The 24363-nt window shown below is 63.1% G+C and carries 21 protein-coding genes; 12 read left to right on the plus strand and 9 right to left on the minus strand.

The window, feature by feature from the left end; all coding sequences use genetic code 11:
- The first annotated feature begins 100 nt into the window (after positions 1-100).
- The 7 genes from DFR40_RS11625 to DFR40_RS11655 all read left to right on the plus strand — a co-directional run bounded on the left by DFR40_RS11625 (position 101) and on the right by DFR40_RS11655 (position 8899).
- Positions 101-1096, plus strand: coding sequence for a type I asparaginase (locus tag DFR40_RS11625; RefSeq protein WP_121458670.1), 996 nt, complete (start codon positions 101-103; stop codon positions 1094-1096).
- Between the two features lie 193 nt (positions 1097-1289).
- A complete protein-coding gene (gene aspA / locus DFR40_RS11630; protein ID WP_121458671.1) occupies positions 1290-2714 on the plus strand; it encodes an aspartate ammonia-lyase in 1425 nt (474 codons plus the stop codon).
- Positions 2715-2757: 43 nt separating this feature from the next.
- Positions 2758-4062, plus strand: a complete 1305-nt coding sequence (locus DFR40_RS11635; protein ID WP_121458672.1) for a dicarboxylate/amino acid:cation symporter — start codon at positions 2758-2760, stop codon at positions 4060-4062.
- Between the two features lie 92 nt (positions 4063-4154).
- The gene (locus DFR40_RS11640; protein WP_121458673.1) at positions 4155-4907 is read left to right on the plus strand and encodes a sulfite exporter TauE/SafE family protein; all 753 of its coding nucleotides are present in this window, start codon (positions 4155-4157) and stop codon (positions 4905-4907) included.
- 30 nt (positions 4908-4937) lie between these two features.
- On the plus strand, positions 4938-6809 hold the full coding sequence (locus DFR40_RS11645) for a sensor histidine kinase (protein ID WP_121458674.1): 1872 nt from the start codon (positions 4938-4940) through the stop codon (positions 6807-6809).
- On the plus strand, positions 6802-8136 hold the full coding sequence (locus DFR40_RS11650; protein WP_121458675.1) for a sigma-54-dependent transcriptional regulator: 1335 nt from the start codon (positions 6802-6804) through the stop codon (positions 8134-8136). The genes DFR40_RS11645 and DFR40_RS11650 overlap by 8 nt, the downstream gene beginning before the upstream one ends.
- A 70-nt stretch (positions 8137-8206) precedes the next feature.
- Positions 8207-8899 (plus strand): CatA-like O-acetyltransferase, encoded by a 693-nt coding sequence (locus tag DFR40_RS11655; protein WP_121458676.1) that lies wholly within the window; start codon positions 8207-8209, stop codon positions 8897-8899.
- Between the two features lie 301 nt (positions 8900-9200).
- Here the strand turns inward: DFR40_RS11655 and DFR40_RS11660 are convergent, their stop codons facing one another.
- The 5 genes from DFR40_RS11660 to dnaA form a co-directional block, all read right to left on the minus strand.
- Positions 9201-10145 carry a reverse transcriptase family protein gene (locus tag DFR40_RS11660; RefSeq protein ID WP_170160212.1) on the minus strand — a complete coding sequence of 315 codons (945 nt, stop codon included), beginning with the start codon at positions 10143-10145 and terminating at the stop codon, positions 9201-9203.
- A gap of 485 nt (positions 10146-10630) precedes the next feature.
- A complete protein-coding gene (locus DFR40_RS17030; protein WP_147431325.1) occupies positions 10631-11497 on the minus strand; it encodes a phosphoribosyltransferase-like protein in 867 nt (288 codons plus the stop codon).
- A gap of 442 nt (positions 11498-11939) precedes the next feature.
- Positions 11940-14417 (minus strand): DNA topoisomerase (ATP-hydrolyzing) subunit B, encoded by a 2478-nt coding sequence (gene gyrB, locus DFR40_RS11665; protein ID WP_121458678.1) that lies wholly within the window; start codon positions 14415-14417, stop codon positions 11940-11942.
- Positions 14418-14488: 71 nt separating this feature from the next.
- Complete coding sequence (gene dnaN, locus DFR40_RS11670) at positions 14489-15595, minus strand: DNA polymerase III subunit beta (protein WP_121458679.1); 1107 nt, start codon at positions 15593-15595, stop codon at positions 14489-14491.
- 209 nt (positions 15596-15804) lie between these two features.
- Positions 15805-17196, minus strand: a complete 1392-nt coding sequence (gene dnaA / locus DFR40_RS11675) for a chromosomal replication initiator protein DnaA (protein ID WP_121458680.1) — start codon at positions 17194-17196, stop codon at positions 15805-15807.
- Between the two features lie 235 nt (positions 17197-17431).
- Between dnaA and rpmH the strand changes: the two genes are divergently transcribed.
- Genes rpmH through mnmE form a run of 5 tightly spaced genes read left to right on the plus strand, consistent with a single transcriptional unit; the run spans position 17432 to position 21196 of the window.
- Positions 17432-17566 carry a 50S ribosomal protein L34 gene (gene rpmH / locus DFR40_RS11680; protein ID WP_027457001.1) on the plus strand — a complete coding sequence of 45 codons (135 nt, stop codon included), beginning with the start codon at positions 17432-17434 and terminating at the stop codon, positions 17564-17566.
- A gap of 17 nt (positions 17567-17583) precedes the next feature.
- The gene (gene rnpA / locus DFR40_RS11685) at positions 17584-17955 is read left to right on the plus strand and encodes a ribonuclease P protein component (RefSeq protein ID WP_121458681.1); all 372 of its coding nucleotides are present in this window, start codon (positions 17584-17586) and stop codon (positions 17953-17955) included.
- Positions 17952-18161, plus strand: coding sequence for a membrane protein insertion efficiency factor YidD (gene yidD / locus DFR40_RS11690; protein WP_121458682.1), 210 nt, complete (start codon positions 17952-17954; stop codon positions 18159-18161). The genes rnpA and yidD overlap by 4 nt, the downstream gene beginning before the upstream one ends.
- 26 nt (positions 18162-18187) lie before the next feature.
- Entirely contained in the window at positions 18188-19846 is a 1659-nt protein-coding gene (yidC, locus tag DFR40_RS11695) for a membrane protein insertase YidC (RefSeq protein ID WP_121458683.1), read from the plus strand.
- 3 nt (positions 19847-19849) lie between these two features.
- The gene (gene mnmE, locus DFR40_RS11700; RefSeq protein WP_121458684.1) at positions 19850-21196 is read left to right on the plus strand and encodes a tRNA uridine-5-carboxymethylaminomethyl(34) synthesis GTPase MnmE; all 1347 of its coding nucleotides are present in this window, start codon (positions 19850-19852) and stop codon (positions 21194-21196) included.
- Positions 21197-21457: 261 nt separating this feature from the next.
- Here the strand turns inward: mnmE and DFR40_RS11705 are convergent, their stop codons facing one another.
- Genes DFR40_RS11705 through DFR40_RS11720 form a run of 4 tightly spaced genes read right to left on the minus strand, consistent with a single transcriptional unit; the run spans position 21458 to position 24319 of the window.
- A complete protein-coding gene (locus tag DFR40_RS11705) occupies positions 21458-22096 on the minus strand; it encodes a hypothetical protein (RefSeq protein WP_121458685.1) in 639 nt (212 codons plus the stop codon).
- A complete protein-coding gene (locus DFR40_RS11710; RefSeq protein ID WP_121458686.1) occupies positions 22093-22941 on the minus strand; it encodes an MlaD family protein in 849 nt (282 codons plus the stop codon). Before DFR40_RS11710 ends, DFR40_RS11705 begins: the two co-directional genes overlap by 4 nt.
- 5 nt (positions 22942-22946) lie before the next feature.
- Positions 22947-23711: an ABC transporter permease gene (locus DFR40_RS11715; RefSeq protein ID WP_121458687.1), complete on the minus strand. Its 765-nt coding sequence runs from the start codon at positions 23709-23711 to the stop codon at positions 22947-22949.
- A gap of 11 nt (positions 23712-23722) precedes the next feature.
- Positions 23723-24319 carry a DUF2726 domain-containing protein gene (locus DFR40_RS11720; protein ID WP_121458688.1) on the minus strand — a complete coding sequence of 199 codons (597 nt, stop codon included), beginning with the start codon at positions 24317-24319 and terminating at the stop codon, positions 23723-23725.
- Positions 24320-24363 lie beyond the last annotated feature (44 nt).

The following is a 24363-nucleotide window of genomic DNA, read 5'->3' on the forward strand; positions in this document are numbered from 1 at the left end:
GCCGCAGACGCGGCCGGGCCCGCCATTGTATGCGAGAGGCTGGCGCCGGCCGGCGTTTGCCACTACCTTGGCGGCTTCGCCAACTTTCCGGGAAGCCACCATGCCGCCCGTCCTCATCCTGCACACCGGCGGCACCATCGGCATGGCCGCCACGCCCGGCGGCTACCGGCCGCTGCCCGGCTTCGCCGGACACCTGCGCCGGCAACTGGCCGGCCGCGGCGAGTTCACCGTCGTCGAACTGCCGCCGATCGACAGCGCCGACCTGCGCCCCGGCCACTGGTCGGCGATCGCCACGGCCCTCGCCGAACGCTGGCACGACCACGCCGGCTTCGTCGTCCTGCACGGCACCGACACCATGGCCTGGAGCGCCTCGGCGCTGTCCTTCATGCTCCGCGGCTGCGACAAGCCGGTGGTCTTCACCGGCGCCCAGATCCCGATGGGCGAGCCGGCCAGCGACGCCCTGGCCAATCTCGCGGCGGCCCTCGACATCGCCGCCGCCTCGCCGCTGCGCGAGGTCGCCATCGCCTTCGGCCCGCGCCTGCTGCGCGGCAACCGCGCGCGCAAGCTGTCGGCCACCCGGCTCGACGCCTTCGACTCGCCCAACTGCCCGGCACTGGCCGAGCTCGGCACGCCGCCGGCGTTCCACGTGGAACAGCTGCGCCCGGCCGGCCGCCCGGATTTCCGGATTGCCGCCTGCACCGACGGTGCCGTCGGCGTGCTCACCTTCTACCCGGGGATCAGCGCGGCCAGCGTCGACGCCCTGCTCGCCGACCCGCGCCTGCGCGGCCTGGTGCTGCAGAGCTACGGCACCGGCAACGCGCCGCAGGCCGACCCGGCGCTGCTCGGGGCGCTCGAGCGGGCGGCGGCGCGCGGCGTGGTCATGCTCAACACGACGCAATGCGCGCACGGCAGCGTCGCCCAGGAAACCTACGCCACCGGTGCCGCGCTCGCCGGCATCGGCGTCGTCGGCGGCGCCGACATCACCCCGGAAGCCGCCTTCGCCAAGCTGCACTGGCTGCTCGCCAGCGACAGCGATCCGGCGCGCATCGCCGCCGCGCTGCGCCAGTCGCTGGCCGGCGAACAGAGCGTCGCCTGAGGCCGGGCGTTCGGATTTCCGAACGCCACTCGCCGCCGCCATCCGGAAATCCGGCTGCCGGCGCGTCGACCGTCAAATAATTCCCTGAAAAATCAGTCTCCTGGCTTTTGCCGCCGGCTGGCACGCCGCGTGCAATAAGAAAGCGTATCCACGCACCGACGTGGTCACCGAAAAAAGCCACTGGAGACATTTGATGACTGCTGCCAAGACCCGACTCGAACACGACCTGCTCGGCGACCGCGAGGTCCCGGCCGAGGCCTACTACGGCGTGCACACGCTGCGTGCCCAGGAAAACTTCCCGATCACCGGCATCACGATTGCCGTCTATCCCGACCTGATCCGCGCCCTGGCCCAGATCAAGAAGGCCGCCGCCCAGGCCAACCAGGAACTCGGCCTGCTCGACGCCCGGCGCGCCGACGCCATCGTCGCCGCCTGCCGCGAAGTCATCGACGGCCAGTGGCACGACCAGTTCGTCGTCGACGTCATCCAGGGCGGCGCCGGCACCTCGACCAACATGAACGCCAACGAGGTGATCGCCAACCGCGCCCTCGAGCTGCTCGGCCACGCCCGCGGCGAATACAAGCACCTGCACCCGAACGAGCACGTGAACATGAGCCAGTCGACCAACGACGTCTATCCGACGGCGCTGAAGCTGGCCACCTACGTCGGCATCTTCCGCCTGGTCGACGCCATGGCCTACCTGCGCCGCGCCTTCGAGCGCAAGGCCGACGAGTTTGCCGACGTGCTCAAGATGGGCCGCACCCAGCTCCAGGACGCGGTACCGATGACCCTCGGCCAGGAGTTCTCGACCTACGCCGTGATGCTCGGCGAAGACGAGGAGCGGCTCAAGGAGGCGGCGCTGCTGATCCGCGAGATCAACCTCGGCGCCACCGCCATCGGCACCGGCATCAACGCCCACCCCGACTACGCGCCGCTGGTCTGCCGCAAGCTCGCCGAAATCAGCGGCATCCCGGTGATCACCGCACCCAACCTGATCGAGGCGACCCAGGACTGCGGCAGCTTCGTCCAGCTCTCCGGCGTCCTCAAGCGCGTCGCGGTCAAGCTGTCGAAGACCTGCAACGACCTGCGCCTGCTCTCCTCCGGCCCGCGCGCCGGCTTCGGCGAGATCAACCTGCCGCCGCGCCAGGCCGGCTCGTCGATCATGCCGGGCAAGGTCAATCCGGTGATCCCGGAAGTGGTCAACCAGATCGCCTTCGAGGTCATCGGCAACGACATGACCGTCAGCTTCGCCGCCGAAGCCGGCCAGCTGCAGCTCAACGCCTTCGAGCCGATCATCGCGCACAGCCTGTTCAAGAGCGTGCTGCACCTGGGCAAGGGCTGCCGCACGCTGGCCGACCGCTGCGTCGACGGCATCACCGCCAACCGCGAAGCCCTGCGCGCCAGCGTCGAACGCTCGATCGGCATCGTCACCGCGCTCAACCCCTACATCGGCTACGCCAACGCCACCGAAGTCGCCGCCGAGGCGCACCTCTCCGGCCGCGGTGTCGCCGAGATCGTGCTCGAACGCCAGCTGATGAGCGCCGCCCAACTGGCCGAAGTGCTCCGCCCGGAAGTGCTGACCAAGCCGCAGGTCATCATCCCGAGCAGCGTCGCCTGATCACGGTCACCCCGGATTCAATGCAGAAAACAAGGAAAACCCGATGAAACTCAACCAGCTGACCACCCAGATCGGCATCGCCATGGTCCTCGGCGTCGCCGTTGGCTACGCCTGCAACACGCTTGCCGGCGGCGCCGCCGAAGCCAAGGAAATCGCCGCCTACTTCGGCATCCTCACCGACATCTTCCTGCGCCTGATCAAGATGATCATCGCCCCGCTCGTCTTCGCCACGCTGGTCGCCGGCCTCGCCGGCATGGGCGACACCAGGACGATCGGCCGCATCGGCGGCAAGGCGCTCGGCTGGTTCGTCGCCGCCTCGTTCTGCTCGCTGCTGCTCGGCCTGGTTTTCGCCAACCTGCTGCATCCGGGCGCCGGCCTCTCGGTACCGCTGCCGGACACCGGCAGCGCGCTCAACCTGAAAACCAGCGCGCTGAATCTGAAGGATTTCATCACCCACGTCTTCCCGAAGAACATCTTCGAGGCGATGGCGGCCAATGAAATCCTGCAGATCCTGGTCTTCGCCGTCTTCTTCGGCGTCGCCCTCGGCCACCTGCACAACCAGACGGCACGCAGCCTGGTGTGCACGATGGACGAGATCGTCCACGTCATGCTCAAGGTCACCGACTACGTCATGCGCGTCGCCCCGATCGGCGTTTTCGGCGCCGTCGCCGGCATCATCACCACCCAGGGCCTGGGCATGCTGCTCGTCTTCGGCAAGCTGCTGGTCAGCTTCTACATCGCCCTCGCAGCACTGTGGGTGGTGCTCATCGGCGCCGGCTACGCGGTGCTCGGCAAGGACGTCTTCCGCCTGCTCAAGCTGATCCGCAGCCCGATGCTGGTCGGTTTCTCGACCGCCAGCAGCGAGTCGGTCTATCCGAAACTGATGGAGCAACTGGAAAAGTTCGGCATCAAGAGCCGCGTCACCAGCTTCGTGCTGCCGCTCGGCTACTCGTTCAACCTCGACGGCTCGATGATCTACACCACCTTCGCCGCGCTCTTCGTCGCCCAGGCCTACGGCATCGAACTGAGCATCGGCACCCAGCTGACCATGCTGCTGGTGCTGATGGTCTCGAGCAAGGGCATCGCCGGCGTGCCGCGCGCCTCGCTGGTCGTCGTCGCCGCCGTGCTGCCGATGTTCGGCCTGCCCGAAGCCGGCCTGCTGCTGGTGCTCGGCATCGACCACTTCCTCGACATGGGCCGCACCGTCACCAACGTGCTCGGCAACGCCATCGCCACCGCCGTCGTCGCCAAGTGGGAAAACGCCATCGAACCGGTCGATCCCGCCCTCGCCGAGCGCGACGAGGCGCTGCCGGTCGCCGAGGACGAGCCGGCCGTGCAAGCCGCCTGAGTCCCTTCTTCTCCTCTGGTTCGGCATGACATGCGTCCGAACCACCTTGCCGGCCCGGTGCAACCCACCGGGCCTTTTTTTCCGGAGATTCCATGATCGACTGGTACATCCTCGCGCCCGCCGCCTTCTTCGCCGGCATGGTCGATGCCGTGGTCGGCGGTGGCGGCCTGATCCAGATCCCGACGCTGCTCTCGGCCTTCCCGCAGACGGCGATCCCGACGCTGTTCGGGACCAACAAGATCGCCAGCATCGCCGGCACCGCCTCGGCGCTGTGGCGCTACGCCCGCGCCGTCAGCATCCCGTGGCGGCTGGTCCTGCCGGCGACTGCCGCGGCGCTGCTCGGGGCCTGGATCGGCGCCGCGCTGGTCGCCTGGATCTCGCGCGAAGCGATGCGCCCGCTGATCGTCGTGATGATGCTGGCGGTCGCGGTCTACACCTTCCGGCGCAAGGATTTCGGCCAGGCCGAATCGCATGAACCGCGCCCCTCCGACCCCTGGCTCGGTGCCCTCTTCGGGCTGCTGATCGGCCTCTACGACGGCTTCTTCGGACCGGGTACCGGCAGCTTCCTGATCTTCGGCTTCATCCGCGTCTTCGGCATGGATTTCGTCCGCGCCTCGGCCAGCGCCAAGGTCATCAACGTCGCCACCAACCTCTCGGCGATCGGCTTCTTCGCCAGCCACGGGCCGATCCTGTGGACGGTCGGCCTGGTCATGGCCGCCTGCAACCTGGCCGGCGCCCAAGTTGGCACCCACCTCGCGCTGAAGCACGGTGCCGGCTTCATCCGCAAGGCCTTCCTGATCGTCGTCGCGATCCTCATCGTCAAGCAACTGGCCGAGCTGATCTGACGCTACCATAGCGCCAACCCGCCGACGATCATGCCCAGCCACCCGCCCCTGCGCTACCTGACGATGTTCCTGCTGCTTGCCGCGCTGGTCGCGCTGGCCGGCTTCGGCACCCATCGCGTCGCGCAGCAGCTGGGCATCGCCGAGCTGCAGACCACCGGCCTGCACCGCCTCGACCTGTACACCGCCAGCCTCGAACGCGAGATCGGCAAGTACGCCTTCCTGCCCGGCACGCTCGGGCTCGAGCGCGACGTCGTCGAACTGCTCCGCAACCCGCGCGCCGGCGCGCTGCAGCCGGCGGTCAACAACTACCTCGAACAGCTCAACGAACGCGCCGGCACGCTGTCGATCTACGTCATCGACGCCGGCGGCCGGGTGCTCGCCTCGAGCAACTGGCGACGCGACGACAGCTTCGTCGGCGAGGACCTGTCCTTCCGCCCCTACTTCCGCGATGCGATGAACAACGGCAACGGGCGCATCTTCGGCATCGGCACGACCCGCGGCGAACCCGGCTACTACCTTTCGTCGCGCCTGACCGACGACGGCCGCACGCTCGGCGTCGCGGTGATCAAGGTCAGCCTCGAGCAGCTGGAAAAGTCCTGGACCACCGGCGAGGCACCGGCCATGGTCAGCGACGAGAACGGCGTCGTCATCCTCGGCTCGGTCGCCGACTGGAAATTCACCACGCTGCGCCCGCTCGACGAGAGCACGCGCAGCGCTTTCGACCAGACCCAGCAGTACAACCGGCGCGCGCTCAAGCCGCTCGGCCTGCGCGAACTGCGCGAACTCGACCACGGCGCGCGCCTGGTCAGCATCCGCAACGACGGCCCCGAGATGGTCACGGTCTACCCCGTTTCCGGGCGATTTCTCGCGCAGTCGCGGCCGCTGCCGGGCACGCCGTGGACGCTGACCGTCTTCTCGCACCTCGAGCAGGTCGACAACATCGCCCACAGCCGCGCCGCCGTCGCCGTCGTTGCCGCCGTGCTGCTCTTCGTCTTCGCGCTGATGCTCGCCGAGCGCCGCCGCCACCTCAAGGACCGGCTCGCCGCGCAGCAGGCGCTGCAGCAGGCGCACGACGAACTCGAACGCAAGGTCGACGAACGCACCGCCGACCTCTCCGCCGCCAACTACCTGCTCCAGGACGAGATCGCCGAACGCATCCGCGCCGAGCGCACGCTGCGCGCCGCCCAGGACGAGCTGGTCCAGGCCGGCAAGCTGGCGGTCATCGGCCAGCTGTCGACCGGCATCGCCCACGAACTCAACCAGCCGCTGGCGGCGCTGCGCACGCTCTCCGGCAACGGCGTCCGCTTTCTCGACCGCGGCGACCTGGCGACCACCCGCGCCAACCTCGAACGGATCGCCCAGCTGGTCGACCGCATGGGCCTGATCACCGGCCAGCTGCGCTCCTTCGCCCGCAAATCCGGCGGCCGCCTGCAGCCGGTCGCCCTCGACGGCGTCGTCGACAGCGCCCTGGCCCTGCTCGAGCCGCGCCTGCGCCAGGCCGGCGCCGAGATCCTGCGGGCGCTGCCGGCCGCCGCGCCGCGCGCGCTGTGCGACGCCAACCGGCTCGAACAGGTGCTGGTCAACCTGATCGGCAACGCCCTCGACGCGATGGCCGGCCAGCCGGCGCCGTGCATCGAGCTGAGCGCCGCCGCCGTCGACGGCAAGGCCCGGCTGAGCGTGCGCGACCACGGGCCCGGCCTGCCCGCCGAAACCCTCGCCCACCTCTTCGAGCCGTTCTACACGACCAAGCCCGGCAGCGACGGCCTCGGCCTCGGGCTGACCATCTCGGCCGGCATCGTCCGCGATTTCGGTGGCACACTCACGGGCAGCAACCACGCAGACGGCGGCGCCGTGTTCACGCTGGAAATTCCCCTTTTCGACGAGTCGACCGTCAATGACTGAAACGCTCAAGGTACTGATCATCGAGGACGACCCCGACGTCGCCCTCGGCTGCGAACAGGCGCTGCAACTCGAAGGCATCCCCGCCGAATGCGCCGGTTCGGCCGAACAGGCGCGGCGCCGGCTCGGCCCCGACTTCCGCGGCATCATCGTCAGCGACGTGCGCCTGCCGAAGATGGACGGCCTCGCCTTCCTGCGCGAAACCCTGGCCATCGACCCGGAACTGCCGGTGGTGCTGATCACCGGCCACGGCGACATCACCATGGCCGTGCAGGCGATGAAGGACGGCGCCTACGACTTCATCCAGAAACCCTTCGCCCCGGAATACCTCGTCGACGTCGTCCGCCGGGCGCTGGAAAAGCGCCGGCTCGTGCTCGAAGTGCGCGACCTGCGCCGCCAGCTCGAACAGCGCGACCAGCTCGAAGGCAAGCTGATCGGCCGCGCCCCGGCGATGCAGAAGCTGCGCCAGATGCTCAGCGGCCTCGCCGACAGCAGCGCCGACGTGCTCATCCACGGCGAAACCGGCACCGGCAAGGAACTGGTCGCCCGCTGCCTGCACGAAGCCAGCCCGCGCCGCCACGGCAACTTCGTCGCCATCAACTGCGGCGGCCTGCCGGAAACCCTGTTCGACAGCGAGATCTTCGGCCACGAAGCAGGCGCTTACACCGGCGCCGGCAAGCGCCGCATCGGCAAGATCGAACACGCCAACGGCGGCACGCTGTTCCTCGACGAAATCGAAAGCATGCCGCTGGCGATGCAGATCAAGCTGCTGCGCGTGCTCCAGGAACGCACCCTCGAACGTCTCGGCTCGAACACCAGCATCGCCATCGACTGCCGCGTCATCGCCGCGACCAAGACCGACCTGCTCGACCTCTCCGCCCGCGGCGGCTTTCGCAACGACCTCTACTACCGGCTCAGCGTCGCCACGCTCAACCTGCCGCCGCTGCGCGAACGGCGCGAGGACATCCCGCTGCTGTTCGAGCACTTCCTGCTGCTTGCCGCCGCCCGCCAGCAGCGCCCGGTCCCCGAGACCAGCCCCGGCCGCATCCGCCAGCTGGTCGGCTACGCCTGGCCCGGCAACGTCCGCGAACTGCGCAACGTCGCCGACCGCTGCGTGCTCGGCATCGAAAGCGGCTCGCCGCCCTTCGGCCAGCCCCCCGCCGAGCGCCCGACGCCCTTTGCCGAAACCGTCGAAGCCTTCGAACGCGCCCTGATCGCCGACGCCCTCCGCCGCCACGGCAGCCTCGCCCGCACCGCCGAAGCCCTGGTGCTGCCGAAGACGACGCTGCACGACAAGATCAGGAAGTACGGGCTGGACGAAGGCAGCTGAAACCGCCGGCCAGAGCGGCTTCCCCTACAATGGCCGGGAATCCTGCCGCATTCCCCGTTTGCAAGCCATCATGCCGAATCCAATCGCCGCCGATCTGGCGGAATGGGGCTGCCGCCCCCTCAGTCAAGCCGAAAAAGCCGGTTACCTTGCCTGGTCGCTCGATTTCTTTACTGACAGCACGGTCGAGCAAGACCCCTTTGTCGACCTGACACTGCAGCTCGACGTCACCGAGGCCTACGCCAGCTACCAGCGGCAAGCCCTGCCCGGACTCAGCTTCTTCAGCTACCTCATCTGGCATCTCGCCCAGGCCATGCAGGGCCAACTGGGTTTCAAGCTGCGCAAGATCGACGGAACCTGGCAGGTGCTGGAAAACGCACCCATCGTCGTGCCGGTTGCCGTCGGCGGCGAGATGCGCTTCCGCGAATTGCTGCTGCGAGACGTCAGCCGGCAAAACCTCGCCGGGTTTGCCGCGCACTACCGCAAGCAACTCGACGCCGCCCGCGCCGGCCAGGGCGAGCGCATGGCACCGCTCACCTTCCTCAGCGCCTGCCTGATCGGCAACCTGCCAAACCTCCAGTTCACGGCGATGAACCTGCACTGGCGCAAAAGCGACATCCAGTGCCAGCCGTGTTTCTATTTTGGCCGCCGTTACCAGCAAGGCGGGCGTTTGCTGATCCCCCTGGCCGCCAAACTCCACCACGCCTGCACCGACCCTTTCGTCCTGAACGCGCTGATCGAGGATTTTCTGCAGCGGGTCAAATGACCGGGCAGCCAGCGCGAAACATCCAGCGCCGTTAGCCGCGCGCCATCGCCCGGCACTGCTGCCGATAGCTGCCATTTGGTGGGGGAATCTGAATGATACCGTTGATCGATTACGTCGGATACGATGTCGAATGTGCGGAGGTGGCGCGAACCAAACTCCCTTGGTGCAATTGGAAGATAGAAGACGCTTGCTAGAAGTGACGAATTCAGCTGCTATGCCGCCCCCATCCTCAATGTTAGGTTGATAAATAAAGTATTTAAATTCGAATTAAATAAATAGAACAGGGGAAAACACTTGTGCTCTATTGTACTTGTCGACCTAGGGATAAAAATTTTTGGTGCTGTTCACTTAGGAGTTTTTTCTTTTTCAACGCAAATTCATTGCCGGGCTCGATCTGTAACAAATAGTTGAGTTTGCCGAGCGTTCTCTCGAAGACCAAGGGGTCAAATTTTTTCATGGACGCTAAGTTATCTATGTGCTTCTCTAGCTCATGTATTTTTACCCGCAGTGACCTCTTAAAAGATCTTGGCGCCTTCGGAATTCCGGATGTTATAGAAACGCCAGTGATTATTTTCTTGGCGCCAAAAACCTTTAATCGGGTTTTCTCTGTGTTTAGTTCGAATCCTTTTGTTGCCAGTACTTTCTGCACCGTTTTAATCATGTTTCTTGGGATTTTTTCTCCGGAAAATGCCAAATCGTCAGCATATCTTGAGTACTTGAGTCCCAAGTGGATAGCTAACCGATGGAGGCGCTCGTCTAACTGAGAAAAAACGACGTTACTTAATGCGGGGCTGGTGCATGCCCCCTGAGGCAACACATCATTCAAGCAGCAAAGCAATGAAATATAAAATGAGAAGTGACTGCTTAGTCCGCTATTGTTTAACGCCTGAAAAACCATTTGTCGAGTAATGCTGGGGAAGAAGTTTTTGATGTCGAGCGTTATAAGCTCTTTGCAACCCAAGTGATAAGCTGCATGATCTAAGGCCTTTTTTTTCCTCGTGAAGGCGTGAGCGCATGGGTGTACAGAAAAGCCATCTAATATTTTCCGAAGAATGGCTTTCTGGATGCTGCCAAGGCTGGGATAAGGGCTCTCGATCTCGCGGATTCCTCCTCTTCGCTTAGGGATCGCAAAAGATCGATAAAACTTATTTGGAGAAGAAATGGCGGCAACGAGCGTAAGCAATAAATGCTCGTCTATTTCCAAGTGCCTGACGAGTTCAGCAAGAGTCTCGTCATTGATTGTCATGGGCTGGAATCTAGTGTTACTAACTGTCATTTTTCACGATAATTCATTCACGTCAGTGAATGAATTGTGACTCTGATTCTGCTTGCAGAATCAGAGTCAGCATTCATTCAGTGGCTAAAAGCGGCCTGAATGATAAAGGCGATAACACCTTCGATTGCTAACACTAGACTCCAGCGGATTAAATTACCGCACATGCTAGCCGTCATGTCAAGTGGATGCTTTTGTATTGTCGAAGGATGGATGGTCTCTTGGTTTTCTGTATTCTGTTTATCGCAGACATCGCCTCATTTGTTAAATTTTCCGACAGCTTAACTCGATAGCCAATCTTTATTATTACTTTGAGTCTCAGGAGTTCTTCGATAGCGGCAACAATTAATATTGGCGGCAGTCGATATTTTTGGTGAATCTCATACACCTCGTGCCAATTTCGGTCGCCAATTACGTCAATAAATTCTTTAAGCGCCAGAGCTTTCGATTCATCCATTCTATCCGGCGCGCTTAAGCAGGGTGTTAAATTCTTTTCCATTTTTCAGATTTCGCCACCATAAAATAGGAAAGACATTGTTAGGGCAGTTATCATTCTGAGCGCAATAAAGCGCTTCGCTTGATCCGTATCCTAAAGAGTAATCTGATATCTTTTTTTTCTTATATGTTTCCCCTAGTTTTGATTCAATCCTCTTCATGACGTCTATAAGGTAAGATGCTTCGGCTGGTGGATATTCATCGGAAATTGCTTTTCTCAAGTTAAAATGTGAATATATTTTAGACGATGTCTGCTGCGATAAGTTTTTTATTCCAAACGTCATCGCAGAAAAAGCTGTGTAGTAGAAGACTGTTTCGGTCACTCCACTCGGTGCTAATAGACGCTTGAGCCAGTTCGTCTTTGCTAACATCTTTCCGCCAGTACCAATGAAATCATCGAAGAGCACGATGAAATCGCCATTTCTAATCTTCTCCGATGCGGCAGGAATGTTTGATATACACCTACTGTGCCATTTTTCCATTGGCACTAGCTTGTTCTTAAGTTTTTGTAGTCCTGCGGTTGAGCCGTCAATTTCCTCTTTGTTGGCAACCGCAACGATCCAGGTTGACTCAGGATTCAATCCCCATTCAGATATAACCGAACTCACACCTTCTGTTGCTGATTTTTCTTTGGCAGCATCTAATAAAAAGAACTTCTTTAAAAGATTCTTTAATAAATTTTGCTCGTCGCGTTTCTCGCAAATATTCCAAAGCTCAGTGAGTTCTCGGTGGTATTCTTTAGTCCAAGGTTGCGCCTCCCAAACTTCCATCAAATCGGTTAGCGCTTCATAGGAAATCTTTTCTGCCACTATTGTGGACGGCTCATGCATATTAATCGCCTAAAGGAATATAGGTAATCGTTGAATCCATTTTTAAAACACGAGGCTGCGTTAATTTTACAAAAACTTAAATAAAGAGGTCTGTAATTTTTATAAGTATACGCTCATCATTACTTGAGGGCGCGTGGCCGGAGAGAGCTACGTTCATAATTAAGTGTGCCCAGAGGTGAGCTCGAACCCCTGGTCGGCGTACTGTTATTGACAGAACTTCAAGGCCTTCTGTGTGCCAATTGATGGCGCGCTTAGAAACGGACGTCTGATCAGAAGCATATAGCAGCCAGGTTGAGGTTGCCTATCGCATGACGGCTTTGGCCGACATGCGGCCAAATAAAAAAGCCACCAAAATCGGTGGCTTCTAAAATGATTCGAATTCCCACGAAATCTAGACTTTTGGGAAAAATCTAGACCATCGTGGGATCCTACACAAACCCGATCAAATATCGATCCGCGCATTCAGCGCATTGGTTTCGATGAACTCCCGGCGCGGTTCGACGTTTTCGCCCATCAGCGTGGTGAAGATCTCGTCGGCGGCGATCGCGTCGTCGATCTGCACGCGCAGCAGGCGGCGGACCTTGGGGTCCATCGTGGTTTCCCAGAGCTGTTCCGGGTTCATTTCGCCGAGGCCTTTGTAGCGCTGCTTGCTGATGCCGCGCTCGACTTCGTTGAACAGCCACTTCATCGCGTCGCCGAAGCTGGCGACCGGTTGCTTCTTCTCGCCGCGGGCGATGACGCCGCCGTTGCCGAAGAGGTCGGCCAGGGTTTCGGCGGTGCGCTTGAGCTGGATGAAGTCGCCGGAGAGCAGCAGGTCTTCGTCGATCAGGCCGACCTTGAGGTTGCCGTGGTGCATGCGTTCGACGCGCAGCGTCCAGCGTTCCTGGATGTCGTCGAACTTGGGCACCAGGCGGGTGCCGGCGGGAATGCTGGCGGCGATCAGGTCGGCGCTGGCACGGGTTTTTTCCTCGCTGGAGAGGTCGACCGCCAGATTGTGGCGGACGATGGCCTTGAGCACTTCCGGATTGATCAGGTGCGCCAGGCGCTCGATGATCGCTTCGGTGGCCAGCCACGAGCGGGCCAGGCCTTCGAGCGCCGGGCCGCTGACCGGGTTGCCGGTGGTCGGCATGAGCACGGCTTCGTCGAGCGCCATGTTGAGCAGGAACTGGTGGTATTCTTGGTCGTCCTTGAGGTAGCGCTCGGTCTTGCCGTGCTTGACCTTGTACAGCGGCGGCTGGGCGATATAGACGTAGCCGCGGTCGATCAGCTCCGGCATCTGGCGGTAGAGCAGCGTCAGCAGCAGGGTGCGGATGTGGGCGCCGTCGACGTCCGCGTCGGTCATGATGATGATGCGGTGGTAGCGCAGCTTCTCGACGTTGAAGTCGTCCTTGCCGATGCCGGTGCCGAGCGCGGTGATCAGCGTGACGATCTGTTCGGACGAGATCAGCTTGTCGAAGCGCGCCTTCTCGACGTTGAGCACCTTGCCGCGCAGCGGCAGGATCGCCTGGAACTTGCGGTCGCGGCCCTGCTTGGCGGAGCCGCCGGCGGAGTCACCCTCGACGATGTAGATTTCGGATTGGGCCGGGTCCTTTTCCTGGCAGTCGGCGAGCTTGCCGGGCAGGCCGACGCCGTCGAGCACGCCCTTGCGCCGGGTCATTTCGCGGGCGCGGCGGGCCGCTTCGCGGGCACGCGAGGCTTCGACGATCTTGCCGCAGATGGTCTTGGCGTCGATCGGGTTTTCCAGCAGGAAATCGGCGAGCTTCTGGGCGACGACTTCCTCGACGGCCGGGCGCGCTTCGCTGGAGACCAGCTTCATCTTGGTCTGCGAGGCGAACTTGGGATCGGGCATCTTCACCGACAGCACGCAGGCCAGGCCTTCGCGCATGTCGTCACCGGCGATCTCGACCTTGGCCTTCTTGGCGATCTCGTTTTCGTCGATGTACTTGTTGATGACCCGGGTCATCGCCGCACGCAGGCCGGTCAGGTGGGTACCGCCGTCGGACTGCGGGATGTTGTTGGTGAAGCAGAGCACCTGTTCCTGGTAGGAATCGTTCCACTGCATCGCCACTTCGACGCCGATCGTCACGCCGTCGCCGCCGACCTTGGCTTCGCCGGTCGAGTAGAAGATCTTCGGGTGCAGCACGCTCTTGGTGCGATTGACGTACTCGACGAAGCTCTGCACGCCGCCGGCAAAGGCGAACAGCTCTTCCTTGCCGGAACGCTGGTCGACCAGCTTGATGCTGACGCCGTTGTTGAGGAAGGACAGCTCGCGCAGGCGCTTGGCCAGGATTTCGTAGTGGAATTCGACGTGGCCGAAGATTTCCTCGTCGGCCAGGAAGTGCACTTCGGTGCCGCGCTTTTCGGTATCGCCGAGGATCTTCAGCGGCGAGATCTCGAAGCCGTCGCGGGTCTCGATCTGACGGTCAACCGGCACGCCACGGCAAAATTCCATGAAGTGCTTCTTGCCATCGCGGCGGATGGTCAGGCGCAGGAACTTCGACAGCGCATTGACGCAGGAAACGCCGACGCCGTGCAGGCCGCCCGAGACCTTGTACGAGTTCTGGTTGAACTTGCCGCCGGCGTGCAGCTCGGTCAGCGCGATTTCGGCGGCCGAGCGCTTGGGCTCGTGCTTGTCGTCCATCTTGACGCCGGTCGGGATGCCGCGGCCGTTGTCGATGACCGAAATCGAGTTGTCGGTGTGAATGGTGACGATGATGTCGTCGCAATGCCCGGCCAGCGCTTCGTCGATCGAGTTGTCGACGACTTCGAAAACCAGGTGGTGCAGGCCGGTACCGTCGGAGGTGTCGCCGATGTACATGCCCGGACGCTTGCGCACGGCCTCCAGGCCTTCGAGGATCTGGATGCTGGATTCACCGTAGGCCGGTGCGGCCGCGCCTTGCGGGACGTTCTCTTCACTCATTGTTCTTGGTTCCACGTGAAACGGGCCCGTCCGGGTGAACGGGCCTTTTGCTGCAATTCAGAAACGACTGGTCAGATGCGCATCGGCATGACCACGTACTTGAAGCGGTCGTTGCCCGGCACGGTGATCAATGCGCTGGAGTTGGCGTCGTTGAAGCTCCACTGGATTTCATCGGCATGCACGTTGTTGAGCACGTCGAGCAGGTAACCCACGTTGAAGCCGACGTCGATGGCGTCGCCCGTGTACTGTACCTCGATTTCTTCCTGGGCTTCTTCCTGTTCGGCATTGGCGGCGATCAGCTTGAGGCTCATCTCGCCGAGCACGACGCGGACGCCGCGGAATTTCTCGTTGGTCAGGATGGCGGCGCGCTGCATGGCCTGCATCAGCGTCTGGCGGCCGACGGTCATGTGGTTCTTCAGCGTCGGCGGAATGACCCGCTCGTAATCCGGGAACTTGCCGTCGATCAGCTTGGAGACGAGGACCACGCTGCCGAAGGCGAAGCGGACCTGGTTCGGGGCCAGCGTGATGTTCAGTGCGTCATCGCTGTCGACCAGCAGGCGGTTCAGTTCGAGCACGGTCTTGCGCGGCAGGATCATTTCCTGGCGCGGCAGCTCGGTGTCGAGCTCGACGCTGGCGTAGGCCAGGCGATGGCCGTCGGTGGCGACGGCGCGCAGTTCCTTGCCGTCGACCAGCAGCAGCAGGCCGTTCAGGTAGTAGCGCACGTCCTGGGCCGCCATCGAGTACTGGGTCTTGGCGATAAGCTGGCGGAAGGCCTTCTGCGAAATGCTGAACTGCTTGGTGTCGCCTTCGCTCAGCGTCATCCGCGGGAAGTCGTCGGCCGGCAGGGTCTGCAGGTTGAAGCGGCTCTTGCCGCCCTTGACCTGCAGGCGCTTGTCTTCAAGGCTGAGGGTGATCTCGGTGCTGTCCGGCAGCGAGCGCAGGATTTCCTGCAGCTTGCGGGCGCCAACGGTGACGGCACCGTCGCCTTCGCCACCGGTGCAGGTGGTGCTGGTGGTGATCTGGATTTCGATGTCGGTGGCCAGCAGCGTCAGCTGATCGCCCTTCTTTTCGAGCAGGACGTTCGACAGGATTGGCAGGGTATGGCGACGCTCGACGATTCCCGACACAGACTGCAGCGGGGCCAGAAGCGTGTCTCTTTGGCTTTTAATAAGAACCATAAATTAAATTCCTTTATAGACTATATCGGGAACAGTTCTGTGGATAACTAAAAATTTCTATTTAACTTCAATTGCTTGAAACAAAATTTCTGGTCCGGGAAAGTCTCTGGATTGCCTGTGGATGAAATCTGGACAATTTTCCCACAAAGCGTCATTTCACGGCTCGTCCCCAAAGTCTCGACAGCTTGCCCACATGCTTGTCTACAGCCTCATCCCTTGAGCACCTGCAACAGCACGTGCAGGTCATGGTTGAGTTCGCTGTCCTTGGCGCGCAGCGAATCGATCGTCTTCACCGCGTGGATCACCGTCGTGTGGTCGCGGCCGCCAAAGGCATCGCCGATTTCCGGGAAGCTGTGCGAGGTGACTTCGCGGCACAGCCACATCGCCACCTGGCGCGGCCGGGCAATCGCCCGCGTGCGCTTCTTCGAGAAGAATTCGGCGACCTTGATCTTGTAGTAGTCGGCGACGGTCTTCTGGATGTTGTCGATACCGACGTTGCGCACCGAACCGATCAGGTCCTTGAGCGCTTCCTTGGCCAGGTCGAGCGCGATCACCCGGCCGTGGAAGGACGAATAGGCGAGCACCTTCTTCAACGCGCCTTCGAGTTCGCGGACGTTCGAGCGCAGGTGCTTGGCGATGAAGAAGGCGACTTCGTCGTCGAGGCGGATGCCTTCGGCCTCGGCCTTCTTCTGCAGGATGGCGACGCGCATCTCCAGCTCGGGCGGCTCGATCTGCACCGTCAGGCCCCAGTCGAAGCGCGTCACCAGCCGGTCGTCGAGGCCGTTGATGTCCTTCGGGTAGGTGTCGCAGGTGATGATGATCTGCTTGCGCGCCTCGATCAGCGCGTTGAACAGGAAGAAGAACTCTTCCTGCGAACGGTTCTTGCCGTTGAAGAACTGGACGTCGTCGAGCAGCAGCACGTCGAGCGAGCGGTAGGTCCGCTTGAAGGTGTCGAAGGACTTCTGCTGGTAGGCGCGAACGACGTCGGAGTAATAATCCTCGGCGTGCACGTAGCGGACGACCTTGTCCGGGTTCTCGGCGACGATGTGGTTGCCGATGGCGTGGATCAGGTGGGTCTTGCCGAGGCCGGCGCCGCCGTAGATGAACAGCGGGTTGTAGGCACCGCCGGGATTGCCGGCGACCTGCAGGGCGGCGGCGCGGGCCAGGTCGTTGGCCTTGCCGACGACGAGGTTGTCGAAGGTGAAATTGGAAAAGAGCCGCGACTTGTCGTAGACCGAGGCCGTCTTGGCGCGCGGCTTGGCCGCGGCCGGTGCAGCCGCCGGCTTGCTCTCCGCCGCCGCCGGGCTGGCCGAAGGCGCTGCTGACTCGCTGCGGGCCGGTGCTGCCGGCTTGCCGCTGCCGATCACCAGGGCGATGCTGACCGGGGCCGCGAAGAAGGTCCTGCCGTAATCCTCGATCCGGCCCAGGTAGCGGTCGCGGACCCATTTGAGGATGAAGCCGTTCGGCGCAATCAGGCGAAGGCCGTCTTCAAGCGCCGTGTTTTCGCCTTCCAGGCGCAGTGGCTTGATCCAGGTGTTGAATTGCTGCGCGGGCAGTTCCTGTTCGAAGCGTTGCAAACAGGATTCCCAGAAACCGGTCATTGAAAGAAAAGCTCCACACCGCGCAGTCGATGTCATTGCTGGCGGATTTATTAGTTCTATGATTTGAAAACGGAATTTCAATGAAATCGGCGGCTTGATGGCCGCCGACCAAGGCGCAATTCTACCCCTCCATGAACAGGTTATCCACAGCTTCGGCAAATAATTCCGGTTGACACGGCCTGGGTAAACAAGGTGTAATCACGCGTTTTTCTCCGCTCACTCAAGGAATTACGACATGAAACGCACGTATCAACCGTCGGTCGTGCGCCGCAAGCGCACCCATGGCTTCCTGGTCCGTTCGCGCACCAAGGGCGGCCGTGCCGTCCTCGCTGCTCGCCGCGCCAAGGGCCGCAAGCGTCTGGCCGTTTAAACCGGACATCCGGCGAAGTGGATGTCAGCTTCGCCAGACGCTATCGCCTGACCAAAACGGATGAATTTTCATCCGTTTTTGGTTTTCGGAAGGCCATTCGCGGTACCTGGTTGATGCTTCATTACCAGCCGCGTCCCGAAGGCAGCACCGATGCCAGGCTCGGTCTGGTCGTCGGCAAGAAACTGCTCAAGCGGGCAGTCGACCGTAATCGGGTCAAGCGCATCGTCCGCGAGCTCTTCAGGTTGCGCCGCGAAGCGCTGCCGACCTGTGACCTGGTCGTCCGGCTGGCGGCCAAGCCGCGTCCGCTCGACGGCAAGGCGCTCGCCGCCGATTTTTCCGGCCTGCTCGACCGCCTGGCGCGACCCCGCATCAGGAAGGACAGTGCATGAAGCAGTTGCTGATTGCCCTGGTCCGCTTCTACCAATACGCCATCAGCCCGATGTTCGGGCGCCGTTGCCGCTATTTCCCGACCTGTTCCGAATATACGGTCGATGCGATACGCAAGTACGGCGCACTGAAAGGCGGCTGGATGGGATTAAAACGCATCGGACGCTGTCACCCCTGGCATCCGGGCGGGTATGATCCCGTTCCCTGAACACCAATCAACTTAGTAGGCAGCTCATGGATACTCGACGCCTGATACTGGTCATGATCTTCGCTTTCTCCAGCTTCATGCTGTGGGAAAACTGGCAGCAGTACAAGCACCCGAAACCGGTTGCCGAGGTGGCGGCGAATGCCGCGCCGGCCGCCGCCAACGGTAGCGCCCCGACGCCTTCGGTCGCCCTGCAGGCCGCCGCGCCGGTGGCTGGCGAAGCGCCGGCAGCAGCGGCTGCAGCAGCCGCCGAGACCTTCACCGTCGTCACCGATCTGGTCAAGGCGACGATCTCGACCCAGGGCGGCGACCTGGTCGGTCTCGAACTGCTCAACTACAAGGAAAACGACGACAAGGACCGCAATTTCGTCCTCTTCGACGGCAAGCACCAGTATTTCGCCCAGAGCGGCCTGATCGGCGAGGGCCTGCCGTCGCACCGCACGGTATTCCGCCGCATCGACGGTCCGCTGGAAATGGCGGCCGACGCCAGCGAGCTGAAGATCCGCCTCGAGGCTGACGGTCCGGAAGGCATCCGCGTTGCTCGCACGCTGACCTTCAAGCGCGGCAGCTACGCCATCGACGTCGCCTGGGAGATCGTCAACGGGTCGGCCAAGCCGCTGACGCCGCATGCCTATTTCCAGGTCCAGCGCGACGACGGCGAACCGGCCGGCAGCAACATGATGATGCACACCTTCACCGGCCCGGCCGTCTATACCGACGCCGAGAAGTACCAGAAGGTGAAGTTCGCCGACATCGCCGACAAGAGCGCCAAGTTCACCAAGACCGCCGACAATGGCTGGCTGGCGATGGTCCAGCACTACTTCGTCGCCGCCTGGGTGCCGCAGCAGGGCGTCCAGCGCGAGTACTACATGCGCAAGGTTGACGGCAGCAAGGTCTTCCAGACCGGCGTGATCGTGCCGGTGGCCGAAATCGGCCCGGGCACCAGCGCCGGTACGGCGGTGACGCTGTTCGCCGGTCCGCAGGAACAGGCCGCGCTCAAGCAGGTGGCGCCGGGTCTCGACCTGGTCGTCGATTACGGCTGGCTGACGCTGATCGCCGCACCGATCTTCTGGGCGCTGCAGTTCATCCACGGTCTGGTCGGCAACTGGGGCTGGGCCATCGTCGTCCTGACCATTGCCATCAAGCTCGCCTTCTTCCCGCTGTCGGCCGCTTCGTACAAGTCGATGGCCAAGATGCGCCTGGTCACGCCGCGCCTGGTCCAGCTCAAGGAACGCTACGCCGACGACCGCCAGCGTCTGAACCAGGAAATGATGAAGCTGTACCAGACCGAGAAGATCAACCCGCTCGGCGGCTGCCTGCCGATCCTGATCCAGATTCCGGTCTTCATCGCCCTTTACTGGGTGCTGCTCGGCGCCGTCGAAATGCGCGACGCGCCGTGGGTCGGCTGGATCACCGACCTGGCCTCGCCCGATCCCTGGTACATCCTGCCGGTGATCATGGTCGTCTCGATGATCATCCAGATGAAGCTCAACCCGACGCCGCCGGATCCGATCCAGGCCAAGGTGATGATGGCCATGCCCTTCGTCTTCGGCATCATGTTCTTCTGGTTCCCGGCCGGCCTGGTGCTCTACTGGGTGGTCAACAACATCCTCTCGATCGCCCAGCAGTGGCAGATCACGCGGATGATGGAAAGTGGCGGCAAGGCTGCCAACGATGCCAAAGCCTGAGGTGTGAAGAACGACACCATCGCCGCCATCGCCACGGCTCCCGGCCGTGGCGGGGTCGGCGTGATCCGGGTTTCGGGCAGCAATTTGCTGCCCTTTGCTTTTGCGCTGACCGGCAAGACGCCACAGCCGCGCTACGCGACCCTGGCCGATTTCCGCGCCGCCGACGGTTCGACGGTCGACACCGGTTTGCTGCTGTTTTTCCCCGGCCCGAATTCGTTCACCGGCGAGGACGTGCTTGAACTGCAGGGCCACGGCGGCCCGGTCGTCATGCAGTTGCTGCTGGCCCGCTGCCTCGATCTCGGCGCCCGCCTCGCCGAACCCGGCGAATTCAGTCGCCGCGCCTTCCTCAACGGCAAGATGGACCTGGCCCAGGCCGAGGCCGTCGCCGACCTGATCGACGCCGCCACCGCCAGCGCCGCCCGCTCGGCGGTACGTTCGCTGCAGGGCGAGTTCTCGCGCGCCATCGGCGAGCTCAACGAGGAACTGATCAACCTGCGCATGCTGGTCGAGGCGACCCTCGATTTCCCCGAGGAAGACATCGATTTCCTCAAGGCCGCCGACGCCTTCGGCCGGCTCGACCGGTTGCAGAAGAAACTGGCCGAGATCTTCGACCGCGCCGGCCAGGGCAAGCTGCAGCAATCCGGGCTGCACGTCGTCCTCGCCGGCCAGCCCAATGTCGGCAAGTCGTCGCTGTTGAACCGCCTGGCCGGCGACGAGCTGGCCATCGTCACGCCGATCGCCGGCACCACCCGCGATGCCCTGCGCTCGACCATCCAGATCGAGGGCATTCCGCTGCACATCATCGATACCGCCGGCCTGCGCGACACCGACGACGAAGTCGAGAAGATCGGCATTGCCCGCAGCTGGCAGGAAATCGAGAAGGCCGACGTGGTCCTGCTGCTGGTCGACGCAAATCAGGGGATTTCGACGGTCGACCGTAAAATTCTCGAAAAAATGCCGGCCCGGCTGCAGCGCATCACCGTCTACAACAAGATCGACCTCGCCGGCCGCGAGCCCGAACGCCATGACGAAACCGGCGGCGTTGCCATCTCGCTGTCGGCCAAGGCCAACCGTGGCGTCGACCTGCTGCGCAGCGAACTGCTACGCGTTGCCGGCTGGCACCAGGCCGAAGATGTCTTCATCGCCCGCGAACGCCACCTGCGGGCCCTGGCCAGCGCCCGCGACCATGTGGACAGCGCCCGCGCCGTGGTCAGCGGCGCCCTGCCCGCCCTCGAACTGTTCGCCGAGGAACTGCGCCTGGCCCAGCAGGCGCTCGGCGAAATCACCGGCGAATTCACCGCCGACGACCTGCTCGGCGTCATCTTCAGTCGTTTCTGCATCGGCAAGTGAGGCCTTTTCCGGCCTGTGGATAAGCTTGTGGGAAAGTTGTTTGCCCGGTGTACACAAATGGCATGCTTTCCGACAAGGCGTAAACCGTCCCCAAACCACCAACAGCCTGCGCAGGTACTTGCCCATAGCTGAATTTACAGGTCAAGCTACTGTTTTTTATCGATTAATCGATCTTATCCACAGAGTTGTTGACGAGGTAGTAAACATAGTCGTTTTGTTTACAGACTTTTATAAAACCTCTGTGTGCAACTCGCCCCGGGCTCAAGGCTGCTCGCCGGAAATTCGCCGCAGGCGACGGTCGACCATGGACAGTCCGGCGCTGTCGCCGATTTTCTCAAGCCGTTGGCGCTCGACCAGCAGCCAGGCGAGTAAGGGCCGTCGCCAGCCCTGCCCGGCTGCGCTTTCGATGGCCAGCGCGATGCCGGCCGGCGACAGGCGACCGTCGCGCCACAGCAGCGCTGCCGCCAGCAGGCGCGAGAGTGGATCGGCGATGGCTTCGAGGCGGGCCGGATCGCGCCAGGCCAGCTGCTGCATTTTTGGCAAAAGATCGACGTCGACCGTGACATTGCCGGCCAGATAGGCCGCGTAGGCGTTTTCGGCGGCGGCAGCGTCGGCCGCCAGTGGCAGGAAGCCGGGACAATCGCCGCTTTCCAGGCTGGCCACCCGGGCCGCGCAGGCGTGCAGTTCGATGCGCGCCATCTGCGTCGCGTCGCCGGTACGCGCCACTTCGTTGCGGGCGATGGCCAGCTGGCCGGCGGCGAGCCGGTCGCGGCCTTCGAGGTGGTAACGGACGTGGTTGCCGATCGCCGCGTCGGCCGTGAGCAGCCAGTCGGGTACCGCCGGCCGCTCGGCGCAGCCGCTCAGGCCGGCGATGGCAAGGGCGGCGAGCAGGCGCTTCATGGCAGCTTGAGCTCGCGTTCGCGGGCGAAGGGCCATTTGCGGTTGAGTTCGTCGACCATCCCGGAAACCTTGCGCAGATTGAGGTCGACCTCGGCGCGCAGGGCGTCGAGATCCTCGCTGGCGGCGCGGGCGTTGCCTGTGATCGCCTTGACATCGACCAGGGCGGCATCGAGCTTGTTCAGGCTGGCCCGCGCATCGACCAGCAGCGCCCGGCTTTCCTCGAGCGCAGCGAGCACCCGGGCGACGTCGCGTTCGTTGCCGAGCAGCGCCCCGAGCGCGCCGTGACGGCCGTTGAGCGTCGCGCTGAACTGCTGCAGGTTGGCCAGCGTCGCGCTCAGCGCCGATTCCTCGGCGGTCAGCCGGGCGACGTTGTCGATCAGCTTGTGCATCGTTGCCACCAGTTCCGAGACGCCGGATGCGGCATCGCCGATCAGCACGTCGCGGCGGGCGCCATCCTCGAGCTGCGGATCGTCGAGCACGCCGCTGTAGGCACGCAGCCTGGCGCCGCCAACGACGCCGCGTTCGAGAGTGAATACCGAGGAGCTGCGCAGCCAGCGCGCGTCGCGCAGCGGCACGTCGATGTGGATATGAGCCTTGCCGTCGTCGCCGAGTTCGATGCGGGTGACCCGGCCGATCGGAAAACCGGAAAAGCTGAGGTCGTTGCCGACGGCGACACCTTCGGCATTTTCCGCCACCAGCAGGAGATGCTGGTTGTCGTCGAAGACGCCGCGCGCCTGCATCACATAGCCGACGAAGGCGAGCACCAGCAGCAGGGTGAGCAGCAGCAGGCCGGCGGCCTTGGCTTCGGCGTGGGGAATCTCGGGATTGGCAGACGGCTCGGTCATCGCGTTCAGAAACCTCGCAAGACCAGGAAGCTACCCTCGATCAGGACCAGGATCAACAGCAGGCGGACCATCACCCGCATTTCGCGCAGGCCGGCGTCGCCCTTGCGCGGGTCGAGAATGACGGTGGTCGGCGCGATGCCGACGGCGATACCGAACAGGGCCAGCTTGGCGGCCAGGGCGACGGCCAGCAGCGGATCGAAGACCTGGCCGATCAGGCGCGCGTAGCCGGCCAGCGCCCAGGGGCTGAAACCATGGACCACCAGATAGGCGACGACCAGTGAAAGCAGACCGCCGATCACCGCCAGCACGCCGACGGCGATTCCGTTGCCGACCGCGAACGGCAGCGCGTCGCGCAAGCTCGCCCGGGGCCGGCCCGGCGCCGCCGACAACTGCTGCATGGCCATCGGCAGCGCCCGCGCGGCAACGGCCAGGGTCGCCGCCAGCGGCAGCAGTTCGACGACGAAGACGCGCAGGATCGCTTCCAGCGCCAGGTGCGAGAGGCCGTAACCAGCAGCAGTGACGGTGACGATGCGGGTCAGCACGGCGCTGATCAGGATGCTGGTCAGCAGGTAGCCAGGCAAGGGTTGCCAGGCGGCCGCGCAGAGGATGCGCGAGGTGTGGCGGCGGGTGGCCCGGTCATGCACCAAAGGCGACAGGCCGGCGACGATCAGCAGCGCGGCGAAACGCAGGTAGCGGTAAAGGTCGGCCAGCCAGCCGCCGAGTCCGTTCCGGCGGATCGCCGGGAGCAGGTGCGCGAGCGGCTGGCCCAAGGCGCTGGCCCTCAGTCGCGCTCGGCTTCCAGCCGCTTGCGGCGGATGATTGCGTCGGCGATCTCGCGGCTGATCGTGTCGGCATCGGGCAGCTTGTTCGGGCGGAAGACGATCAGCGGAATCCCCAGGCTCTGCAGCGCAACGCGCTTGACCTCCTCGGCGTTGTCGATTTCCTGGCCGCTGGTCGGCCAGGCCAGTTCGATCGCGGCAACGATCGAGAAATCATGGTCGCAGATGACGAAATCGACGCCGCGCCCGGCCATCCGGCTCAGCCGCTGGGCTTCCTGGCGACCGCGGGCGAGCGCCAGCTGGGCGACGCCGACCTGGACGAAAACCTGCATGTTGGGCATGGCTTCGCACAGGCGGTGGTAAAGTTCCTGCTCGCTGTCGTTGAGCAACCGGTACTGCTTGCGTCTGGCCGGTTCGACGAAACGCGTCTGCGGGTCCATTTCCGGGCGGGCCGGGCGCGGTTCGCGATGGCTGCCGGCGTATTGCCGTTGCGGCATCGTCTCGGCCGGTACCGACCGGCTGCTGCGGCGGAAAATGAAGAACAGAACACCGGCAACGGCGCCGGCAGTAAGCACGATACTCAGAGTCACATTGTCCATACAGCCTATTTCCCCCGTCCTGAACGGCCATTATAACGACATGA

Source organism: Azonexus fungiphilus (assembly GCF_003634965.1).
In the GTDB taxonomy this organism is placed as follows: Bacteria; Pseudomonadota; Gammaproteobacteria; order Burkholderiales; family Rhodocyclaceae; genus Azonexus; species Azonexus fungiphilus.

What these genes read in the sequence shown, in the direction of transcription:
- DFR40_RS11710 (WP_121458686.1), bottom strand. Translation starts at nt 22,941, where the DNA reads ATGACCGAGCCGTCTGCCAATCCCGAGATTCCCCACGCCGAAGCCAAG.
- DFR40_RS11650 (WP_121458675.1), top strand. Translation starts at nt 6,802, where the DNA reads ATGACTGAAACGCTCAAGGTACTGATCATCGAGGACGACCCCGACGTC.
- yidD (WP_121458682.1), top strand. Translation starts at nt 17,952, where the DNA reads ATGAAGCAGTTGCTGATTGCCCTGGTCCGCTTCTACCAATACGCCATC.
- yidC (WP_121458683.1), top strand. Translation starts at nt 18,188, where the DNA reads ATGGATACTCGACGCCTGATACTGGTCATGATCTTCGCTTTCTCCAGC.
- aspA (WP_121458671.1), top strand. Translation starts at nt 1,290, where the DNA reads ATGACTGCTGCCAAGACCCGACTCGAACACGACCTGCTCGGCGACCGC.
- DFR40_RS11625 (WP_121458670.1), top strand. Translation starts at nt 101, where the DNA reads ATGCCGCCCGTCCTCATCCTGCACACCGGCGGCACCATCGGCATGGCC.
- DFR40_RS11635 (WP_121458672.1), top strand. Translation starts at nt 2,758, where the DNA reads ATGAAACTCAACCAGCTGACCACCCAGATCGGCATCGCCATGGTCCTC.
- dnaN (WP_121458679.1), bottom strand. Translation starts at nt 15,595, where the DNA reads ATGGTTCTTATTAAAAGCCAAAGAGACACGCTTCTGGCCCCGCTGCAG.
- DFR40_RS17030 (WP_147431325.1), bottom strand. Translation starts at nt 11,497, where the DNA reads ATGCATGAGCCGTCCACAATAGTGGCAGAAAAGATTTCCTATGAAGCG.
- DFR40_RS11655 (WP_121458676.1), top strand. Translation starts at nt 8,207, where the DNA reads ATGCCGAATCCAATCGCCGCCGATCTGGCGGAATGGGGCTGCCGCCCC.
- rpmH (WP_027457001.1), top strand. Translation starts at nt 17,432, where the DNA reads ATGAAACGCACGTATCAACCGTCGGTCGTGCGCCGCAAGCGCACCCAT.
- DFR40_RS11645 (WP_121458674.1), top strand. Translation starts at nt 4,938, where the DNA reads ATGCCCAGCCACCCGCCCCTGCGCTACCTGACGATGTTCCTGCTGCTT.
- DFR40_RS11720 (WP_121458688.1), bottom strand. Translation starts at nt 24,319, where the DNA reads ATGGACAATGTGACTCTGAGTATCGTGCTTACTGCCGGCGCCGTTGCC.
- DFR40_RS11705 (WP_121458685.1), bottom strand. Translation starts at nt 22,096, where the DNA reads ATGAAGCGCCTGCTCGCCGCCCTTGCCATCGCCGGCCTGAGCGGCTGC.
- gyrB (WP_121458678.1), bottom strand. Translation starts at nt 14,417, where the DNA reads ATGAGTGAAGAGAACGTCCCGCAAGGCGCGGCCGCACCGGCCTACGGT.
- dnaA (WP_121458680.1), bottom strand. Translation starts at nt 17,196, where the DNA reads ATGACCGGTTTCTGGGAATCCTGTTTGCAACGCTTCGAACAGGAACTG.
- DFR40_RS11640 (WP_121458673.1), top strand. Translation starts at nt 4,155, where the DNA reads ATGATCGACTGGTACATCCTCGCGCCCGCCGCCTTCTTCGCCGGCATG.
- DFR40_RS11660 (WP_170160212.1), bottom strand. Translation starts at nt 10,145, where the DNA reads ATGACAATCAATGACGAGACTCTTGCTGAACTCGTCAGGCACTTGGAA.